Source organism: Pseudoclavibacter soli DSM 23366, assembly GCF_000423505.1.
GTDB lineage: Bacteria > Actinomycetota > Actinomycetes > Actinomycetales > Microbacteriaceae > Pseudoclavibacter_A > Pseudoclavibacter_A soli.
This window is the reverse complement of sequence record NZ_AUIC01000004.1, coordinates 18,746-35,632: the sequence shown is the minus strand read 5'-3', so window position 1 is coordinate 35,632 and position 16,887 is coordinate 18,746. Positions and strand designations below refer to the sequence as shown.

Below are 16,887 nucleotides of genomic sequence, written 5' to 3'. Positions count from 1 at the left end.
CCGGTGCATGAAAAGGTGAGACGAGTGGCAGACAGCCAGGTTCCTGAGTACGACTTCCGCGCCCTGCAGAGCAAATGGGCTCCGATCTGGGCCGAGCAGCGGCTGTTCGACGCCGCCGCGGCCAGCGAACGTCACCCCGAGCGACCGCACAAGTACATTCTCGACATGTTCCCGTATCCCTCGGGCGACCTGCACATGGGGCACGCCGAGGCGTTCTGCTATGGCGACATCGAGGCGCGCTACTGGCGTCACCGGGGCTTCAATGTGCTGCACCCAATCGGCTGGGATTCATTCGGCCTGCCCGCCGAAGACGCGGCGATCAAACGCGGCATCAACCCACGCACCTGGACCTACGACAACATCGCGCAGCAGAAGCACAGCTTCGAGATCTATGCGCCGAGCTTCGATTGGTCGCGCGAGCTGCATACCTCAGACCCCGAGTACTACCGGTGGAACCAGTGGCTGTTTCTACAGATGTACAACAAGGGGCTGGCCTATCGCAAAGACTCCTGGGTCAACTGGGATCCGGTCGACCAGACAGTGCTGGCCAACGAGCAGGTGCTCGCCGACGGCACCTCAGAGCGCACTGGTGCCGTGGTCGAGAAGAAGAAACTCACCCAGTGGTATCTGAAGATCACCGACTACGCCGACCGGCTGCTCGATGACCTCGACCAGCTCGAGGGGCGCTGGCCATCGAAGGTGCTGCAGATGCAGCGCAACTGGATTGGTCGCTCATACGGAGCCGACATCGACTTTGCAGTCGAGGGCCGTGAGCAGCCCATCACGGTATTCAGTACTCGGCCCGACACCCTTTATGGCGCGACCTTCCTGGTGGTGGCCCCTGAATCTGACTTGGCCGCAGAACTGGTCAGTGGCGCTTCTGCCGAGGCTCGCATGGCGTTCCAGGCGTACCTCGAGCAGACGCAGAAGGCCAGTGAGATCGAGCGGCAGTCAGCCGAACGACCCAAGACGGGCGTGTTCCTCGATCGCTGGGCGATCAACCCGGTCAACGGCGAGCGACTGCCTATTTGGGCCGCTGACTACGTGCTGGCCGACTACGGCCATGGCGCGGTCATGGCTGTGCCGGCACACGATCAGCGCGACCTCGACTTCGCCCGCAAATACGATTTGCCGATCCGCGTGGTCGTTGCCAGCGATGCCGCAGACCCGGCTGTCTCGGGCGAGGCAGTGGCCGGTGACGGCGTGCTGGTTAACAGCGGCCCGCTCGACGGTCTGCACAAGGGTGAGGCAATTCAGAAGATCATCGAGGTGCTTGAGGCCAAGGGCGCCGGTCATGGCACCAAGACCTACCGCATTCGCGACTGGCTGATCTCGCGCCAGCGTTACTGGGGCACGCCGATTCCGATTCTGCACGCTGAAGACGGCTCGCTGGTGCCAGTGCCCGAAGACCAGCTGCCGGTGCTGCTGCCTGACACCGAGGGCCTCGATCTCAAGCCCCGCGGTTCATCGCCGCTGGGCGCGGCTACTGAGTGGGTGAACACCACGCTGCCGGGCAGTGATGCTCCGGCCAAACGCGACCCCGACACGATGGACACCTTCGTCGACAGCTCGTGGTACTACCTGCGCTTTCTGTCGCCCAACGATGCCAGCCAGCCGTTCTCTCAAGAGCAGGCACGCACGTGGGCGCCGATCGACGTCTACGTGGGTGGTGTCGAGCACGCCATCCTGCACCTGCTCTACTCGCGCTTCATCACCAAGGTGCTGCATGATCTCGGCTGGGTCGATTTCGACGAGCCGTTCACCTCTCTGATCAATCAGGGCATGGTGCTGCTCGACGGCTCCAAGATGTCAAAATCCAAGGGCAACCTGGTCGAGTTCGCCAGCGAGCTGCGCGACCACGGCGCCGACGCGCTGCGCGTGACCCTAGCATTCGCCGGGCCAGTTGAAGACGACATCGACTGGGCCGATGTTTCGGTGCAGGGCTCGGCGAAGTTCTTGGCCCGCGCCTGGCGCGTAGCTCGCGATGTCAGCCAGGTCGAAACCGAGGGCGCGCTGGCCGACGGCGATCTCACGCTGCGCCGCGAGACCCATCGTCTGCTGGCCGATGCGCCGGGGCTCATCGAAGCCACCAAGTTCAACGTCGTCGTCGCCCGTCTCATGGAGCTCGTCAATGTCGCCCGCAAAACCATCGACCGGCCCGATGGGCGAGGTGCCGCTGACCCAGCTGTTCGTGAGGCGGCCGAGACGCTTGCGCTCGTGCTCGACCTGTACGCGCCCTACCTTGCAGCAGAGCTCTGGCAACTGCTCGGCCATGACGATGCTGTCGCCCTTGCAGTGTGGCCTGAGCCTGATGCGGCACTGCTCGTCGAAGACTCAGTCACCGCAGTGGTGCAGGTCAACGGCAAGGTGCGCGCCAGGCTTTCGGTGTCGCCACAGATCAGTGCTGCAGACCTCGAGCAGGCTGCTCGTGCCGACGCACATGTCATCGCTTCGATCGGCGAGGCCACCGTGCGCAAGGTGATCGTGCGCGAGCCCAAACTTGTGAACATCGTGGTCAGCTGAGTCTGAGCCACTGTTTGTACACAGGTCGGCTTTGAGCCGAATCTGTACACAGGCACGGTGACGAGCCAGCGCGGTACACGTTTGGCCCCGATCATGGAGGCATGACTCCATACCTCCGTGCGATCGCCGCACGCCTGCACACCGGCGCACTCGCTGTGCTCACAGTGGTTCTCCTGGCGCTTGCCGTGCTGCTCACTTCGTGTCAACGCGCAGATTCCGGTGGGGCATCGTTTAATGATGGCGCCTCGTCGGCCTCTGTAGAAGTCGAGGTCGCCACACTCACGGTGCACGTTGCGGGCGAGGTCAATGCGCCCGCGGTATATCGGCTCGATGCCGGTGCTCGTGTCGCCGACGCCATCGAGCTTGCCGGTGGTCTCACCCAAGCTGCGGCACCCGATGCGCTCAATCTCGCTCGGGTGGTGCAAGACGGCGAGCAGATCGTGGTGCCGAGCCAAGAGCAAATGGCCGCTGGGGCCCAAGCCGGGGCAGCCGCCTCAGGCAGCAGCTCAGGGTCGGCCACCTCAGGGCTGGTCAACATCAATCAGGCCACAGCCGAGCAATTGCAGACGCTTTCGGGCATCGGCCCGGCCACAGCGCAGAAGATCATCGATTCGCGCACGGCAGACGGCCCATTCGCCAGCGTCGATGACTTGACCCGCGTGCCGGGCATCGGCGAGAAGACCCTCGAACGTCTGCGCGACAAGATCACCGTGTGAGGCTCGCTCATGCTGCAGCTGCTGCGACCTATCGATCTCATCGAGCTGCACGCCGTACAGCGCGAACCCAGATCACGCTTGGCACTGCGCGAATTCACGCTGGTGCCGCTGGTGATCGTCATCTGGTGGTGGCAGGCCACGCACCAAGACGTCTGGCAGGCCAGACTGCACTTGGCCGAGCGTATTGCAGCCCTGCAGCAGCCGTGGGCACTGACTCTGCGCGAGCGATTCAGCAACGCGCTCTCGTCGCTGCCCGATTGGGGCGTGAGCCCCCACGAGGCTGCAGCACTCGTTGGTGGCATTTCGATCGGTGAGACGAGTCTGCTGTCTGAGGCGTCAGCAGAACGGATGCGCCAGGCCGGCCTCGCACATGTCACGGCGGTCTCTGGGGCTAATGCCGCCGTGGTGGCTGCACTCGTGGTGGCCGTGATGTCGGCGGTCTCCATGCCTCGCTGGGCGCGCCGAATCGGGCAGCTGTCGGCACTCTGGGCCTTCGTTGTGCTGGTTGGTTTCGAAGTCACCGTGATCCGGGCGGTCATGCTGCTCAGCGTGGTTGTGGTGTTGCGTATCTGGCGACGTGGCCAGGGGCTGCCCGGGCTGTGTCTGGCCACGATGCTGCTGCTCGGCATTGAGCCGGCTATTGTGCACAGCGTCGGGTTCGCGCTCTCGGTGGTCGCGACAGCTTCACTGATCGTGTTCTCGTCGGCATTCGCCGAAGCCTTCGCAAAAGTGATGCCGCAAGGGGTGGCCGACGTGTTGGCGCCAACGGTGGCGGCTCTATTGGGCTGCCAGCCGGTGCTCATGATGATCTCTGACCAACCGCTGTCGTTCGGGCAGGTCATCGCCAATCTCTTGGTGGCACCGGTTATTCCGGCGATCACCGTCGTGGGCATTCTCGCCTGCCTCGTGGCGGGGGTCTTTGTGCTGCCGGCCATGTGGTTGGCGGCGATCGCGATGCCTCTGACGGTGTGGGTCGGGCTGGTGGCAGCCTTCGTCAGCGAACGGCACATCGGCGAAGTGCCGTGGCCGCTTGAAGGCACCGGCGAAGCTCTGGCAGTCACGCTGGTGGCAGGCATGGCCGTGGCGCGCATCGACTGGTCGTGGCTGAGGCGCCCAGCGCCAACGACACGCGATCGGCAAGTGCGTATTCACCTAGTGGCATGGCTCGCACTGTCTGCGCTGGTGGTATCTGGGGTACGCAGCACCCAACAGGTGATCGAGGCCGCAGCGTTGCCTTCGCACGCACCGATCGTGCAGTGCGACGTGGGTCAGGGCGATGCATTGCTGCTGCGCGATGCAACAGCAGCTGTGCTCATCGATACCGGGCAACACGATCAGGCACTCCTCGACTGTCTGCGCCGCGAGGGCGTGACCAGACTCAATGCCCTGGTGCTCACACACTCCGATGCCGATCACATTGGCGCAGCAGATGCCTTGATCGGTCACGTGCCCGTCGACTCCGTGCTGGTGCCCGACGTGCGTGACACCGAGTTAGCCGCTGTCGCCGATCGGCTGCAGGCGCGACGAGTGGGCCTCAGTGCCGGCATGCGGGGAAAAGTCGGACAGATTGGCTGGCAGGCGCTCAATCCGACGGCTACGTCGGCGCAGCCCATTGAGGCCGATGGGCGCGCCGAAGACGCGAACGGGCGTGGCCTGGCCATGCTGCTCGACGTGGCCGGGCTGCGTCTGCTGGCTCTCGCCGACCTCGGAGAAACCGAGCAGGAGCGTGTATCGCGCACCCTGAACAGCATGGGCGTCACCGCAGTCGACGTTGTCAAAGTGGCGCACCACGGGTCTGGTGATCACTCGGCGACACTCTATGAGCGAATACCAGCCGAGGTCGCACTGATCTCGGTGGGTGCCGACAATCGTTACGGGCATCCCAGTCCGAAACTGATCGCAACCCTTGAGGCCGCTGGTCTGCGCATCCTGCGCACCGATCAGTGCGGTGCCATCGCCATCACAGCACGGAGCAACGACGAACCCACACCGCAGATCGCTGTCAGTCGGCGCTGCTAGTCTGGGCAGACATCACCGAGACCTCGAAGGGCAGATCGTCAATGGCCGCAGCACGTGCATCGATCCCGACGCCGAGCTGGCACCAGGTCACCCCGACACCGATCGTGCTGCTTAGCGGCCCCGAAGACGTGCTCGCCGATCGCGCCCGCACTCGCATCAAGGCTGCGTTAGGCGCGGCAGCAGACATTGAGCAGTCTGCGCTCGACGCCGCAGACTACACCGGCGGCACTCTGCTGTCAGCCGCCTCGCCATCGCTGTTCGCGCAGCCTCGCCTGATCGAGGTCGATCACCTCGAGACGATGAACGATGCCTTTCTGGCCGACGCGCTGAGCTACCTCGACGTGATCGACCCCGACGTCACCCTGGTGCTGCGGCACCGCAAAGGTGTGCGCGGCAAGAAGCTACTCACGGCGATTCGTGCCATGAAAGCTGGCGCAGTTGAGGTCGAATGCCCTCAGCTGAAACGCGATGACGAGCGCTTGGGGTTTGTGCGCGCCGAGTTTGAGGCAGCGGGCGCCGCCATCGCACCAGATGCCGCACGTCAGTTGGTCGAAGCCTTCCACGAAGACCTGACCGAGCTCGCCGCTGCCTGTCAACAGTTAGTCGCCGACGTACCGGGCACAGTGACCGCTCAGCACATCGATCTCTACTTCGGCGGCCGAGTCGAGACCACTGGCTTCAAAATCGCCGATGCCGTGGCCGCCGGGCGTGAACGCCAGGCCCTTGTGCTCTTTCGACACGCCACGCTGCAGGGCGTGAGCATGGTTCCGCTGATGGTTGCCTTGGCCAGCCGCATTCGGCTGATGGCAGCTGTGGCCGGTGCCACAGGCAGCGATCAGCAACTCGCTGGCGCCGTCGGCGCTGCCCCCTGGCAGGTGCGCAATGCCCGTCGTGACGCCGCGGCCTGGCACGAACGTGAGCTGGCTCGCGCCGTGCGTGCAGTCGCACACACCGATGCCGGGGTCAAAGGGGGAGTGGTCGATGCCGAGTTCGCCGTCGAGTCACTGATCCGGCAGCTGGCCAATCGCCGTATCGCCGTCGGCTCGTACACGCCGGCCGCGCGCGCTTGAGGCGCCTGGCCGGTTTTGGTAGACTCTCGACTTGGCTTGCACACCAAAAGGTGTGATCTGCTCGTCGTGAGCACATGACGGGCCCAGAAGATCGACAGAAAGACAATCGTGGCGAACATCAAGTCCCAGAAGAAGCGAATCCTCACCAACGAGAAGGCGACCGCACGCAACCGCGCCTACAAGAGCGAGCTGCGCACGCTCGCCCGCGCCACTCGTGAGGCTGTCGCCGCTGGTGACAAAGAGCGCGCCCAGGCTGCGCTGCAGACCGCTTCGAAGAAGCTCGACAAGGCCGTCAGCAAGGGTGTGCTGCACAAGAACACCGCTGCCAACCGCAAGTCCAAGCTGAGCAAGCAGGTCGCAGCCCTCTGAGCGAGGCTCGAACCCACAGTGTGAAGGCCCGCCATCGTGCGGGCCTTTCGCACATCCACCCAGTGTGGCGGTGACCCCGCAGAACGGAGAGCCCGGTGCCCAGAGTCGATGACCGGCAGGCGGCGGCGATTGTGCCGGCCAGCACATCGCCCGACCGCATTCGCAACTTCTGCATCATCGCGCACATCGATCATGGCAAGTCGACGTTGGCCGATCGCATGCTGCAGATCACCGGCGTGGTCGCCGACCGCGACATGCGCGCGCAGTATCTCGATCGCATGGACATCGAGCGCGAACGCGGCATCACGATCAAGTCGCAAGCCGTGCGTATGCCATGGGGCCACGACGGCCAAGGCTATGCCCTGAACATGATCGACACTCCCGGTCACGTCGACTTCACCTACGAGGTGTCTCGATCACTTGCCGCCTGTGAGGGCGCACTGCTGTTGGTCGACGCGGCGCAGGGCATCGAAGCCCAGACGCTCGCCAACCTCTACCTGGCACTTGAGAACGATCTCACGATCATCCCCGTGCTCAACAAGATTGATCTGCCCTCGGCCGACCCCGATAAGTTCGCGTTAGAACTGGCAAACCTGATCGGCGGCAAACCCGAAGACGTGCTGCGGGTCTCTGGCAAAACCGGCGCCGGTGTCGAAGAGCTGCTCGACGCAATCGTCGATCGCATCCCCGCTCCCACCGGCGACGCCGACGCGGCGGCCCGAGCCATGATTTTCGACTCGGTCTACGACTCCTACCGAGGTGTGGTCACCTATGTGCGCGTCGTCGACGGCCGCCTGAACCCGCGTGAGAAGGTGCAGATGCTCAGCACCGGCACCACCCACGAGATTCTTGAGATTGGGGTGAGTGCACCTGAGCCAACCCCGTCCAAGGGGCTGTCGGTGGGCGAGGTTGGGTACCTGATCACCGGTGTCAAAGACGTGCGCCAGTCGAAGGTCGGCGACACCATCACCTCTGCCGCGCACCCAGCCACCGAGGCGTTGGCCGGCTATGACGAGGCCAAACCGATGGTCTTCTCAGGCCTGTACCCGCTCGACGGTAGCGACTACCCCGATCTGCGCGAAGCACTAGACAAGCTCAAGCTCTCTGATGCCGCACTCGTCTACGAACCCGAGACCTCGGTAGCACTCGGCTTCGGCTTTCGCTGTGGCTTCCTCGGCCTGCTGCACCTCGAGATCATCACCGAGCGGCTGCGACGCGAGTTCAATCTCGACCTGATCGCCACGGCACCGAGCGTGATCTACGACGTCACCGCCGAAGACGGCTCACAGGTGCACGTGACCAATCCCAGCGAGTTTCCCGAGGGCAAGATCGTCGACGTGCAAGAGCCCGTGGTGCGCGCCACGGTGCTCACCCCCAAAGACTACGTTGGGGCGGTCATGGAGCTGTGTCAGTCGCGGCGCGGCAGCCTGCAGGGCATGGACTACCTGAGCGAAGACCGTGTCGAGCTGCGCTACACCCTGCCGCTCGGTGAGATCGTCTTCGACTTCTTTGATCAGCTCAAGAGCCGCACCCAGGGCTACGCCTCGCTCGACTACGAACAGACCGGCACGCAGAGCGCCGATCTGGTCAAGGTCGACATTCTGCTGCAGGGCGAGCAGGTCGACGCGTTCAGTGCCATCGTGCACCGCGACGCCGCCTACGCCTATGGGGTGCGCATGACTGGGCGCCTGCGCGAGCTGATTCCGCGCCAGCAGTTTGAGGTGCCGATCCAGGCAGCCATCGGTGCACGCATCATCGCGCGTGAGAACATACGCGCTCTGCGCAAAGACGTGCTCGCCAAATGCTACGGCGGCGATATCTCTCGTAAGCGCAAACTGCTCGAGAAGCAGAAAGAGGGCAAGAAGCGCATGAAGTCGATCGGGCGAGTCGAAGTGCCACAAGAGGCATTCATCGCCGCGCTCTCGAGCGATGCCGCCGATAAGAGCGGCTCCGACAAGAAGTCCCGGTGACCAACCGAGCGTTCAGCGTGTATGTGCACGTGCCCTTCTGCCGGGTGCGCTGCGGATATTGCGACTTCAACACCTACACCGGTCAGCAGCTGCGCGGATTCAGCCAGAGCGAATATGCCGAGGTTGCCTGCGCCGAAATCTCGCTGGCCCGGGCCACGCTGGCTGGCACCGGCGACGAGCCGCGCCGTGTTGACACGGTGTTCTTCGGCGGCGGCACCCCCACCCAGCTGCCAGTCGATGATCTGATCACCATGCTGCGCCGCATCGACGACGAGTGGGGGCTGGCCCCGGGCTGTGAGATCACCACTGAGGCCAATCCTGACACGGTGGATGCCCCAGCACTCGATCGGCTGGCTCACGCCGGGTTCACCCGGGTGTCGTTCGGTATGCAGTCGGCCGTGCCGCATGTGCTCGCCACACTTGATCGCACGCACACACCGCAGCGCGTGCCACAAGTGGTCGAGTGGGCGAAGGCAGCCGGGCTGCAGACCTCGCTTGATCTGATCTACGGCACCCCGGGCGAGTCGATGGCAGACTGGCGCAGCAGCGTCGAAGCTGCGCTGGCCTGCGAGCCGGACCACCTTTCGGCCTATGCGCTGATCGTCGAGCAGGGCACCAAGCTCGCCCGCCAGATTCGTCACGGCGAGGTCGCCGAGCCCGACGACGATCTGACCGCCGACAAATACGAGTGGCTTGATCAGCGCATGCGCGCGGCCGACTTCGACTGGTACGAACTCAGCAACTGGGCGCGCGTGGCCGACGATGGTCTCGAACGCCGCTGCCGCCACAACCTGCACTACTGGCAGGGCGATGACTGGTGGGGCGTGGGCCCCGGCGCGCATAGCCACGTCGGAGACCAACGCTGGCACAATCTGAAGCATCCTGCGCCCTATGCCGAACAGGTACGCGCTGGTCGACTGCCCGAGGCCGCGCGAGAGACCCTTGACGCCACCAGCGTCTACGAAGAGCGGGTGATGCTGGCCAGTCGACTGCGTACTGGGCTGCCTGTGCAAGACATCGCGCCAGAACGACGAGGCTTGCTTGAGCAGATGATCGACGATGGGCTCATCGATGACGCCAGCGTGCGATCAGGTGCACTGGTGCTCACGCTGCGTGGGCGTCTGCTCGCCGATCGGGTGGTCGCCGACCTGCTTGTGTGAGCGCTCTGCGCGGCGCTGTGCATGCGGGGGAGTGCGGCGTATAATTAGCACTCGACCCGAGTGAGTGCAAATAGGAGGATGCCATGGCGACAGCGCGCAGCCTTGAAGTGCTCCGAGCGATCGTGCACGATTATGTCGCCACACGCGAGCCCGTCGGCTCGGCGGCTATCGTCAGTCGCTATAACTTCGACGTGTCGGCAGCCACCATTCGCAACGACATGTCAGCACTCGAAGAAGAAGAGCTCATCCATGCTCCGCACACCTCGGCCGGGCGCATCCCCACCGAGAAGGGCTACCGAGTCTTCGTCGACAACCTCTCGCAGCTGCGCGGCATCACCGCCCCGCAGCGGCGCGCCATCGAGAAGTTTCTCTCACCGGCCGAAGACGATCTCGAACAGACGGTCGAGAAGACCGCCCGACTACTGTCGAACCTCACTCACCAGCTCGCCGTGATTCGCTACCCAACTTTCTCGAACTCGCGGGTGCGCAAGATCGACATCGTCGATGTCGACGGTGGTCGACTGCTCGTCGTGCTGATCACCAGCCGCGGTTCGGTGCAGCAGCACCATCTGGCCCTGCCCGCAGAGCTGGTCAACGACTCATTGCGCGCTTCACTGGTTCGGGTGCGGGCCATGCTCAACGACCAGCTGCGCGACACCGACCTCGCAGACTTCGAGGTGCATGCTCAGCAGGTGTTCGAACTCGTCGCTCCCGATGATCGGCGCCTGGCCGAACTGGTCGTCGACGTGTTGCGCCTCGATGTCGACCAGTCACGAGGTGAGCGCTTGATCGTCTCTGGCACCGGCAATCTGCTGCGTACCGAGGCCGACTTCGACCACACCCTGGTGCCCGTGCTCGAGGCGATCGAAGAGCAGGTGGCACTGCTGCGTCTGCTCGGCGAAATGAGTCGCGAGGGCGCCGGCGTCTCTGTGCGTATCGGCTCTGAGACCGCTCATGTCGGCCTTGAAGAAGCTGCAATCGTGTCTGGCGACTATGGCTCGGGCAGCACCGGCATCGAAGGCCGCTTGGGCATAGTCGGGCCCACCCGAATGGACTACCGTGCGAACATGGCCGCCGTGCATGCGGTGGCGAGCTATCTGTCGCACATCATGCGAGACTACTGAACCACGAAGCGCACGTTCGAGGGCGTGCTGAGGAGAATCACTGATGACCGATCACTATGAGACCTTGGGCGTCGCCCGCGATGCCTCGATCGACGAGATCAAGAAGGCCTACCGCAAACTGGCGCGCAAGCTGCACCCCGATGTGAACCCGGCACCCGAGGCAGCCGAACAGTTCAAGCAGGTCACCCTCGCCTACGAGGTGCTCTCTGACGAGACCAAACGAGCCAGCTACGATCGCGGCGACCAGGGTGGTCAGGGGTTCAGCGGCTTCGGCGATATCTTCGACGCCTTCTTCGGCGGCGGGGGCGGGCGTGGTCACCGCGGCCCCAAGTCGCGCGTGCAGCCGGGCGACGACGCTCTGGTGCGACTCGATCTCACCCTTCGCGACGTGGTGTTCGGCGTCACCAAGACCATCGAAGTCGACACCGCTGGCGTATGCGACACCTGCCATGGTGCCGGCACCGCTGCGGGCAGCGATCCAGTCACCTGCTCCTACTGCAAAGGCGCTGGGTTCGTACAGCAACAGGTGCGTTCGCTGCTCGGCAACGTGCTCACCGAGATGGAGTGCCCGATGTGCCACGGTTACGGCACCACCATTCCGCAGCCCTGCCCTGATTGCGACGGCCAGGGCCGTGTACGCCAGCACGACACCATAGAGGTGCCGGTGCCAGCGGGCATCGACAACGGCGTGCGCCTGCACTTGGCAGGCCGTGGCGAAGTCGGCCCCGGTGGCGGTCCGCGGGGCGATCTCTACCTTGAGGTGCACGTCGAGACCGACGAGACCTTCACCCGTGACGGTGACGACTTGGTTGCCTCACTCGAGGTCTCGATGGCTGATGCCGTGCTCGGTGCAGAGGCCACCATCGAAACCTTCGACGGCCCCCTGCAAGTATCAGTCAAACCGGGCGTGCAGGCAGGCTCGGTCATCACTCTCGGCGGCCATGGTGTCACGCGGCTGCGTCGCAACACGCGCGGCGACCTGCGCCTGAACGTCAGTGTGCAGACCCCCACCAATCTCAACGCCGAGCAGCGACGCCTGATCGAGCAGCTTGCCAAATTGCGTCACGATGACGCACCGCACTTGGCAACGGTGTCGAAGTCAGGCTTCCAGCGCTTCCGCGATCGTTTCATGGGCCGCCACTGAAATGGCGCTGTTTTTGCCAGAGGGCGTCGACTGGGCCACACCCGTCGGAGCCGAAATCAGCTTCAGCGGCGATGAGGCCAGGCACGCAGCGACCGTACGCCGTTTGCATCCCGGTGAAATTATCAGCCTGGCAGATGGCTACGGGCTCGAACTCGTTGGCGAGATCACCACAGCCGATCGCAAGCAGGTGAGTCTGCGCGTCACCGACCGCATCGAGCATCCTGCGCCCACCGAACAGATTCGGCTGGTGCAGGCGCTGGCCAAGGGCGGCCGCGACGAGCTGGCGGTGCAGGCGGCCACCGAGGCCGGGGTCGACGCGGTGACCCCTTGGCAGGCTCGTCGCAGCGTCTCGGTCTGGGCCGGGCAGGCGAAACAGCTTTCGGGCATTGCCCGCTGGCGCAGCGTCGCGCGCGAGGCAGCCAAGCAGTCATTGCGGGCGCGCACGCCCACGGTGGATGCCCTGCTCGATTCGCCGGGGCTGCTTGCGGCGGTTGCTGCCTGGGTCGCGTCTGGGGCTAGCGTGTTGGTGCTCGAACCCACTGCCGGGGTGCCACTGTCGACGGTGCCGTTGTCGCCCGGGCACGACGTGGTGCTCATTGTCGGCCCAGAGGGCGGTATCGACGATGCCGAGCTGGCCGCACTTGATGCGGCAGGTGCCCGACGAGTGCTGCTCGGGCCGAGCGTGCTACGCACCTCCAACGCCGGACTGGCAGGCATCGCGCTGGTCAACGCTGCGCTGGGGCGTTGGTGAGCCCGATGCTCCCTCGACTAAGATTGCCAGCATGACCGCCGAATCACCCAGCATCTTCTCTCGCATCATCGATCGCGAGCTGCCCGCAGACATCGTCGCAGAGACCGACGATCTGATCGCCATTCGCGACATCAACCCGCAGGCCGAGCTGCATCTGCTGGTGATTCCCAAGACCGGCGCCTACCGCGACGTGACCGAACTGGCCGACGACCCCGAGTTGCTCGCCAAGGTTGTTCGCCTCGCCGCCGACCTCGCCAAGCAATATGCCGACGGCCAGTTCCGGCTGGTCTTCAACACCGGTGCCGAGGCCGGCCAGTCAGTGTTCCACGTGCACGCACACGTGCTTGCTGGCGCGACCCTTGATGAGGGGCGACTTGCCTGACGAGACCAGTCAGGTCGACCTGGCCCACGACGCCGTACGCGTGCTGGGCCCGGGCGATCACCATCTGAGACGCCTTGAACGGCAGTGGCCCGCACTTCGTTTCTCCGTCGCGCTGCGCTCTATCGCGATCGCAGGCCCCGACCCTGAGCGCTCTGAGGCTGCCGCACTGATTCGGCAGATCGATGCCGAATCTGGCGGGGGCACCATCAGCGATGCCACGGTTAATCGGCTGATCGCCAGCCTCACCATTCCTGCGACTGCGCCGGCGATCATCGGTGAGGGCTCAGCCAGTGTGCGCCCCAAGACGGTGGGGCAGAACCGCTACGTGAAGGCCATCGACGATAACGTGATCGTCTTCGGCGTTGGCCCGGCAGGCACCGGCAAGACGTATTTGGCGATGGCCAAGGCAGTCGCGGCGCTGCACAGCAATGAGGTCTCACGAATTGTGCTCACTCGCCCTGCTGTCGAGGCGGGCGAACGTCTTGGCTTTCTGCCAGGCGGGCTGGCCGAGAAGATCGATCCCTATCTGCGACCGCTCTACGATGCCTTGGCCGAGATGATGAGCCCTGAGGCAGTGCAGAAACTCACCGACCTCGGCGTCATCGAGGTTGCCCCGCTGGCCTATATGCGCGGGCGCACGCTCAACAACGCCTTCGTTATTCTCGATGAGGCCCAGAACACCACGCCCGAGCAGATGAAGATGTTTCTGACTCGTCTGGGCTTCGGCTCGCGCATGGTGGTCACCGGCGACGCCAGCCAGGTCGATCTGCCGGGCGGCCGCAGCGGCCTGCGCGACGCCGAACAGGTGCTCGCCGATGTGGCCGACATTGCTTTCGTGCACCTTGACAGTGACGACGTCGTGCGTCACGGTCTGGTCAGCGCGATCATCGAAGCCTATGAAGAACACGACGAACAGCAGACCGTGACCGTCACCGCCCGCAGAGTTCGGGCAGAAGAAGGAGAACACCATGAGCGTTGAGATCGCCAACGAATCGGGGGTTGAGCTCAACGAAGACCGCTTTCGCCGTCTGATCGCCTATGCCCTCGACGAACTGCATGTTCATCGCGATGCTGAGCTGAATCTGCTGTTCATCGATGTGGCTGCCATGGAGCAGCTGCACATCCGCTGGATGGACGAGCCGGGCCCCACCGACGTGCTGAGCTTTCCGATGGACGAACTGCGCCCCGGCGACGCCGACCACATCACCGATCCCGGGCTGCTCGGCGACATTGTGGTGTGCCCGCAAGTGGCCGAGCAGCAGGCGCAGGCCGCCGGTCACAGCGCCGAGCAAGAAGAACTGCTCTTGGTCACGCACGGTCTACTGCACCTGCTCGGCTTTGACCACGCAACTCCCGATGAAGAGCGCGAGATGTTCGGCCTGCAGAACGAGATTCTGGCCACCTTTCTGCACAACGAGAGTCGAGCCAGCTGATGAATGCGGCTTTGGCGATCATCGCCGTCGCACTGATCAGCGCCGGTGGACTGCACGCCGCCATTGAGGCAGCCATCACGGTGCTGCCGGTGGCCGAGATTCAGAGCTTGGCCGAACGGCATCCTCAACGCGCCAAGGCGCTGCGACGCATCGCCGAGCAGCCGGTGGAGCATGCCAACACCGCGAGTTTTCTGCGGGTGTTCTCGGAGACTGCGGCTGCCGTCTGTGTCGCCATTCTGCTGGTGCGCTGGCTCGACAACCCCTGGCTGGCGCTGCTGCTCGCGGTGGCCATCATGACGCTCGCCTCGTATGTGCTTGTCGGTGCGTCGCCACGAAGCGTTGGACGCAACCGGCCCGAGCGCATCCTCACGCTGGGCGCCCGGCTGATTGTCGCAGCCCGCGTGACCATCGGGCCCTTGGCTGTGTCGCTGTCGTCATTCGGCCGCCGGGTGCGCCAGGCGGGTGCGCCCACCGAGCATGATGAAGAGACGCGGCTGCTGCATCTGGTCGACAAAGCCGTGGAGCAAGAGGTGCTCGAGCAGGGGGAGCGTCGCCTGATTCACCAGGTGGTCGAGTTCGGTGACACACTCACCAGATCGATCATGGTGCCGCGAGTCGACATGCGCACCATCGACTCAACGACGTCACTCGAAGCGGCGATGCAGGTCTTTCTCGACAGCGGGTTCTCTCGACTGCCGGTGCGTGACGAGCATCTCGACGACGTCACCGGGGTCGTCTATCTGCGAGATGTCGCTGGTCGACTGCTGAGCGAGAGCCGAGACGATGCGCCTGCCGCAGCCACCACCGTGGCCCAACTCGCTCAGCGCCCCAACCTCGTGCCCGAGTCAAAGCCCATCGACGACCTGCTGCAGCTGATGCGCCGCACGCGACGCCACATGTGGATCGTGGTTGACGAGTACGGATCGGTTGCGGGGCTGGTCACCCTCGAGGACGTCATTGAAGAGTTGGTCGGCGAGATCAGCGATGAGCACGACCGATCCACGCCAGAGTTCACCAACCTCGGCAAGGGCCGCTACCGGGTGAGCGCGCGTCTCGGCGTCGACGAGCTGGGGGAGCTCTTCGACCTCGATCTCGACGATGATGAAGTCGACACCGTCGGTGGCCTGTTCGTAAAGACGCTCGGCCATCTGCCCACGCTGCAAGAGCGAGTTCGGGTGCACGGTCTGCTGCTGACAGCCGCCCGCATTGACGCCAAATCTGGCCGTCTGCTCACGCTCATCGCCGAGCGTGCCCCGCGCTCCGAAACCTCAGAGGAGTCCGCATGACCGAGCCCACCGAGTACCACGCCGGGTTCGTCGCCTTCATCGGGCGGCCGAATGTGGGCAAGTCGACGCTCACCAACGCCCTGGTCGGCGAGAAGGTCGCCATCACCAGTGACAAGCCGCAGACCACGCGACGCGCGATCCGGGGCATCCGCACCACGCCATCCGGCCAAATCATCGTGGTCGACACACCGGGGCTGCACCGCCCACGCACCCTGCTGGGGCAGCGCCTCAACGACGTGGTCGACGCGGAGCTCGACGGGGTCGACGTGATCGCAGTGTGTCTGCCCGCCGATGAGAAGATCGGCCCCGGCGACCGGCGCATCATCGAGCAGGCCACGCGTCACCCTCGGGCCAAGCGGCTCGCCCTGTTGACCAAGGTCGACAAGGTGTCGCGGGATGAGATCGCGCAGCGGCTGATCGAGATCGACCAGCTCGACGACTGGCAGACCATTGTGCCGGTGTCGGCGGTCACCGACGATCAGGTCGACGTGGTGATCGACGAGCTGCTGCGGCTGCTGCCGCCCTCAGAGCAGCTCTACGCCACCGAGACTCACACCGAAGAGACCAGCTCGCAGCGCATTGCCGAGCTCATTCGCGAGTCGCTGCTCGACGGCACCCGCGACGAGCTGCCGCACTCACTGGCTGTGGTGGTCGACGATATCGAACAGCCTGAAGAAGGGCAGCGCAAAGTGCGGGTGTTCGCCAGTGTGTTCGTCGAGCGAGACTCGCAGAAGGGCATCGTGATCGGGCACAAGGGTCAGCGGCTGAAGGCTGCCGGCATCAGCGCGCGGGGCAAGATCGAGCAGCTGCTCGGACAGCCAGTGCATCTTGATCTGCGGGTAAAAGTGGCCAAGGAGTGGCAACGCGACCCGAAGCTGCTCGATCGTCTCGGCTTCTGACCCGTAGGGGTGAAGATTTCCCGAAATGTGCGGTGGGGGTG

General features: G+C 64.5%; 15 protein-coding genes. All 15 read left to right on the top strand.

The window, feature by feature from the left end; genetic code table 11:
• Positions 1-24 precede the first annotated feature (24 nt).
• The 15 genes from leuS to era all read left to right on the top strand — a co-directional run bounded on the left by leuS (position 25) and on the right by era (position 16,846).
• A complete protein-coding gene (gene leuS, locus G557_RS0103125; protein WP_245542758.1) occupies positions 25-2,523 on the top strand; it encodes a leucine--tRNA ligase in 2,499 nt (832 codons plus the stop codon).
• 101 nt (positions 2,524-2,624) lie between these two features.
• Entirely contained in the window at positions 2,625-3,239 is a 615-nt protein-coding gene (locus tag G557_RS0103120; protein WP_028244916.1) for a ComEA family DNA-binding protein, read from the top strand.
• A 9-nt stretch (positions 3,240-3,248) separates the two neighbouring features.
• The gene (locus G557_RS0103115; protein WP_028244915.1) at positions 3,249-5,258 is read left to right on the top strand and encodes a ComEC/Rec2 family competence protein; all 2,010 of its coding nucleotides are present in this window, start codon (positions 3,249-3,251) and stop codon (positions 5,256-5,258) included.
• Positions 5,259-5,299: 41 nt separating this feature from the next.
• A complete protein-coding gene (holA, locus tag G557_RS11340; RefSeq protein ID WP_051224377.1) occupies positions 5,300-6,328 on the top strand; it encodes a DNA polymerase III subunit delta in 1,029 nt (342 codons plus the stop codon).
• Positions 6,329-6,436: 108 nt separating this feature from the next.
• Positions 6,437-6,697 (top strand): 30S ribosomal protein S20, encoded by a 261-nt coding sequence (gene rpsT / locus G557_RS0103105; protein WP_028244914.1) that lies wholly within the window; start codon positions 6,437-6,439, stop codon positions 6,695-6,697.
• Between the two features lie 95 nt (positions 6,698-6,792).
• Entirely contained in the window at positions 6,793-8,667 is a 1,875-nt protein-coding gene (lepA, locus tag G557_RS0103100; RefSeq protein WP_051224375.1) for a translation elongation factor 4, read from the top strand.
• Complete coding sequence (gene hemW / locus G557_RS11335) at positions 8,664-9,827, top strand: radical SAM family heme chaperone HemW (protein ID WP_036960991.1); 1,164 nt, start codon at positions 8,664-8,666, stop codon at positions 9,825-9,827. Before lepA ends, hemW begins: the two co-directional genes overlap by 4 nt.
• Positions 9,828-9,910: 83 nt before the next feature.
• Positions 9,911-10,951, top strand: coding sequence for a heat-inducible transcriptional repressor HrcA (gene hrcA, locus G557_RS0103090; protein WP_028244912.1), 1,041 nt, complete (start codon positions 9,911-9,913; stop codon positions 10,949-10,951).
• 43 nt (positions 10,952-10,994) lie between these two features.
• Positions 10,995-12,095: a molecular chaperone DnaJ gene (gene dnaJ, locus G557_RS0103085; RefSeq protein ID WP_028244911.1), complete on the top strand. Its 1,101-nt coding sequence runs from the start codon at positions 10,995-10,997 to the stop codon at positions 12,093-12,095.
• 1 nt (position 12,096) lies between these two features.
• Positions 12,097-12,846: a 16S rRNA (uracil(1498)-N(3))-methyltransferase gene (locus G557_RS0103080; protein ID WP_028244910.1), complete on the top strand. Its 750-nt coding sequence runs from the start codon at positions 12,097-12,099 to the stop codon at positions 12,844-12,846.
• A 31-nt stretch (positions 12,847-12,877) separates the two neighbouring features.
• On the top strand, positions 12,878-13,228 hold the full coding sequence (locus tag G557_RS0103075; RefSeq protein WP_028244909.1) for an HIT domain-containing protein: 351 nt from the start codon (positions 12,878-12,880) through the stop codon (positions 13,226-13,228).
• Complete coding sequence (locus G557_RS0103070; protein ID WP_245542757.1) at positions 13,221-14,207, top strand: PhoH family protein; 987 nt, start codon at positions 13,221-13,223, stop codon at positions 14,205-14,207. The genes G557_RS0103075 and G557_RS0103070 overlap by 8 nt, the downstream gene beginning before the upstream one ends.
• Positions 14,197-14,661: an rRNA maturation RNase YbeY gene (ybeY, locus tag G557_RS0103065; RefSeq protein WP_028244907.1), complete on the top strand. Its 465-nt coding sequence runs from the start codon at positions 14,197-14,199 to the stop codon at positions 14,659-14,661. The genes G557_RS0103070 and ybeY overlap by 11 nt, the downstream gene beginning before the upstream one ends.
• Before the next feature lie 11 nt (positions 14,662-14,672).
• On the top strand, positions 14,673-15,947 hold the full coding sequence (locus tag G557_RS11330) for a hemolysin family protein (RefSeq protein ID WP_169337739.1): 1,275 nt from the start codon (positions 14,673-14,675) through the stop codon (positions 15,945-15,947).
• Positions 15,944-16,846 (top strand): GTPase Era, encoded by a 903-nt coding sequence (era, locus tag G557_RS0103055; protein ID WP_028244906.1) that lies wholly within the window; start codon positions 15,944-15,946, stop codon positions 16,844-16,846. The genes G557_RS11330 and era overlap by 4 nt, the downstream gene beginning before the upstream one ends.
• Positions 16,847-16,887: the final 41 nt, after the last annotated feature.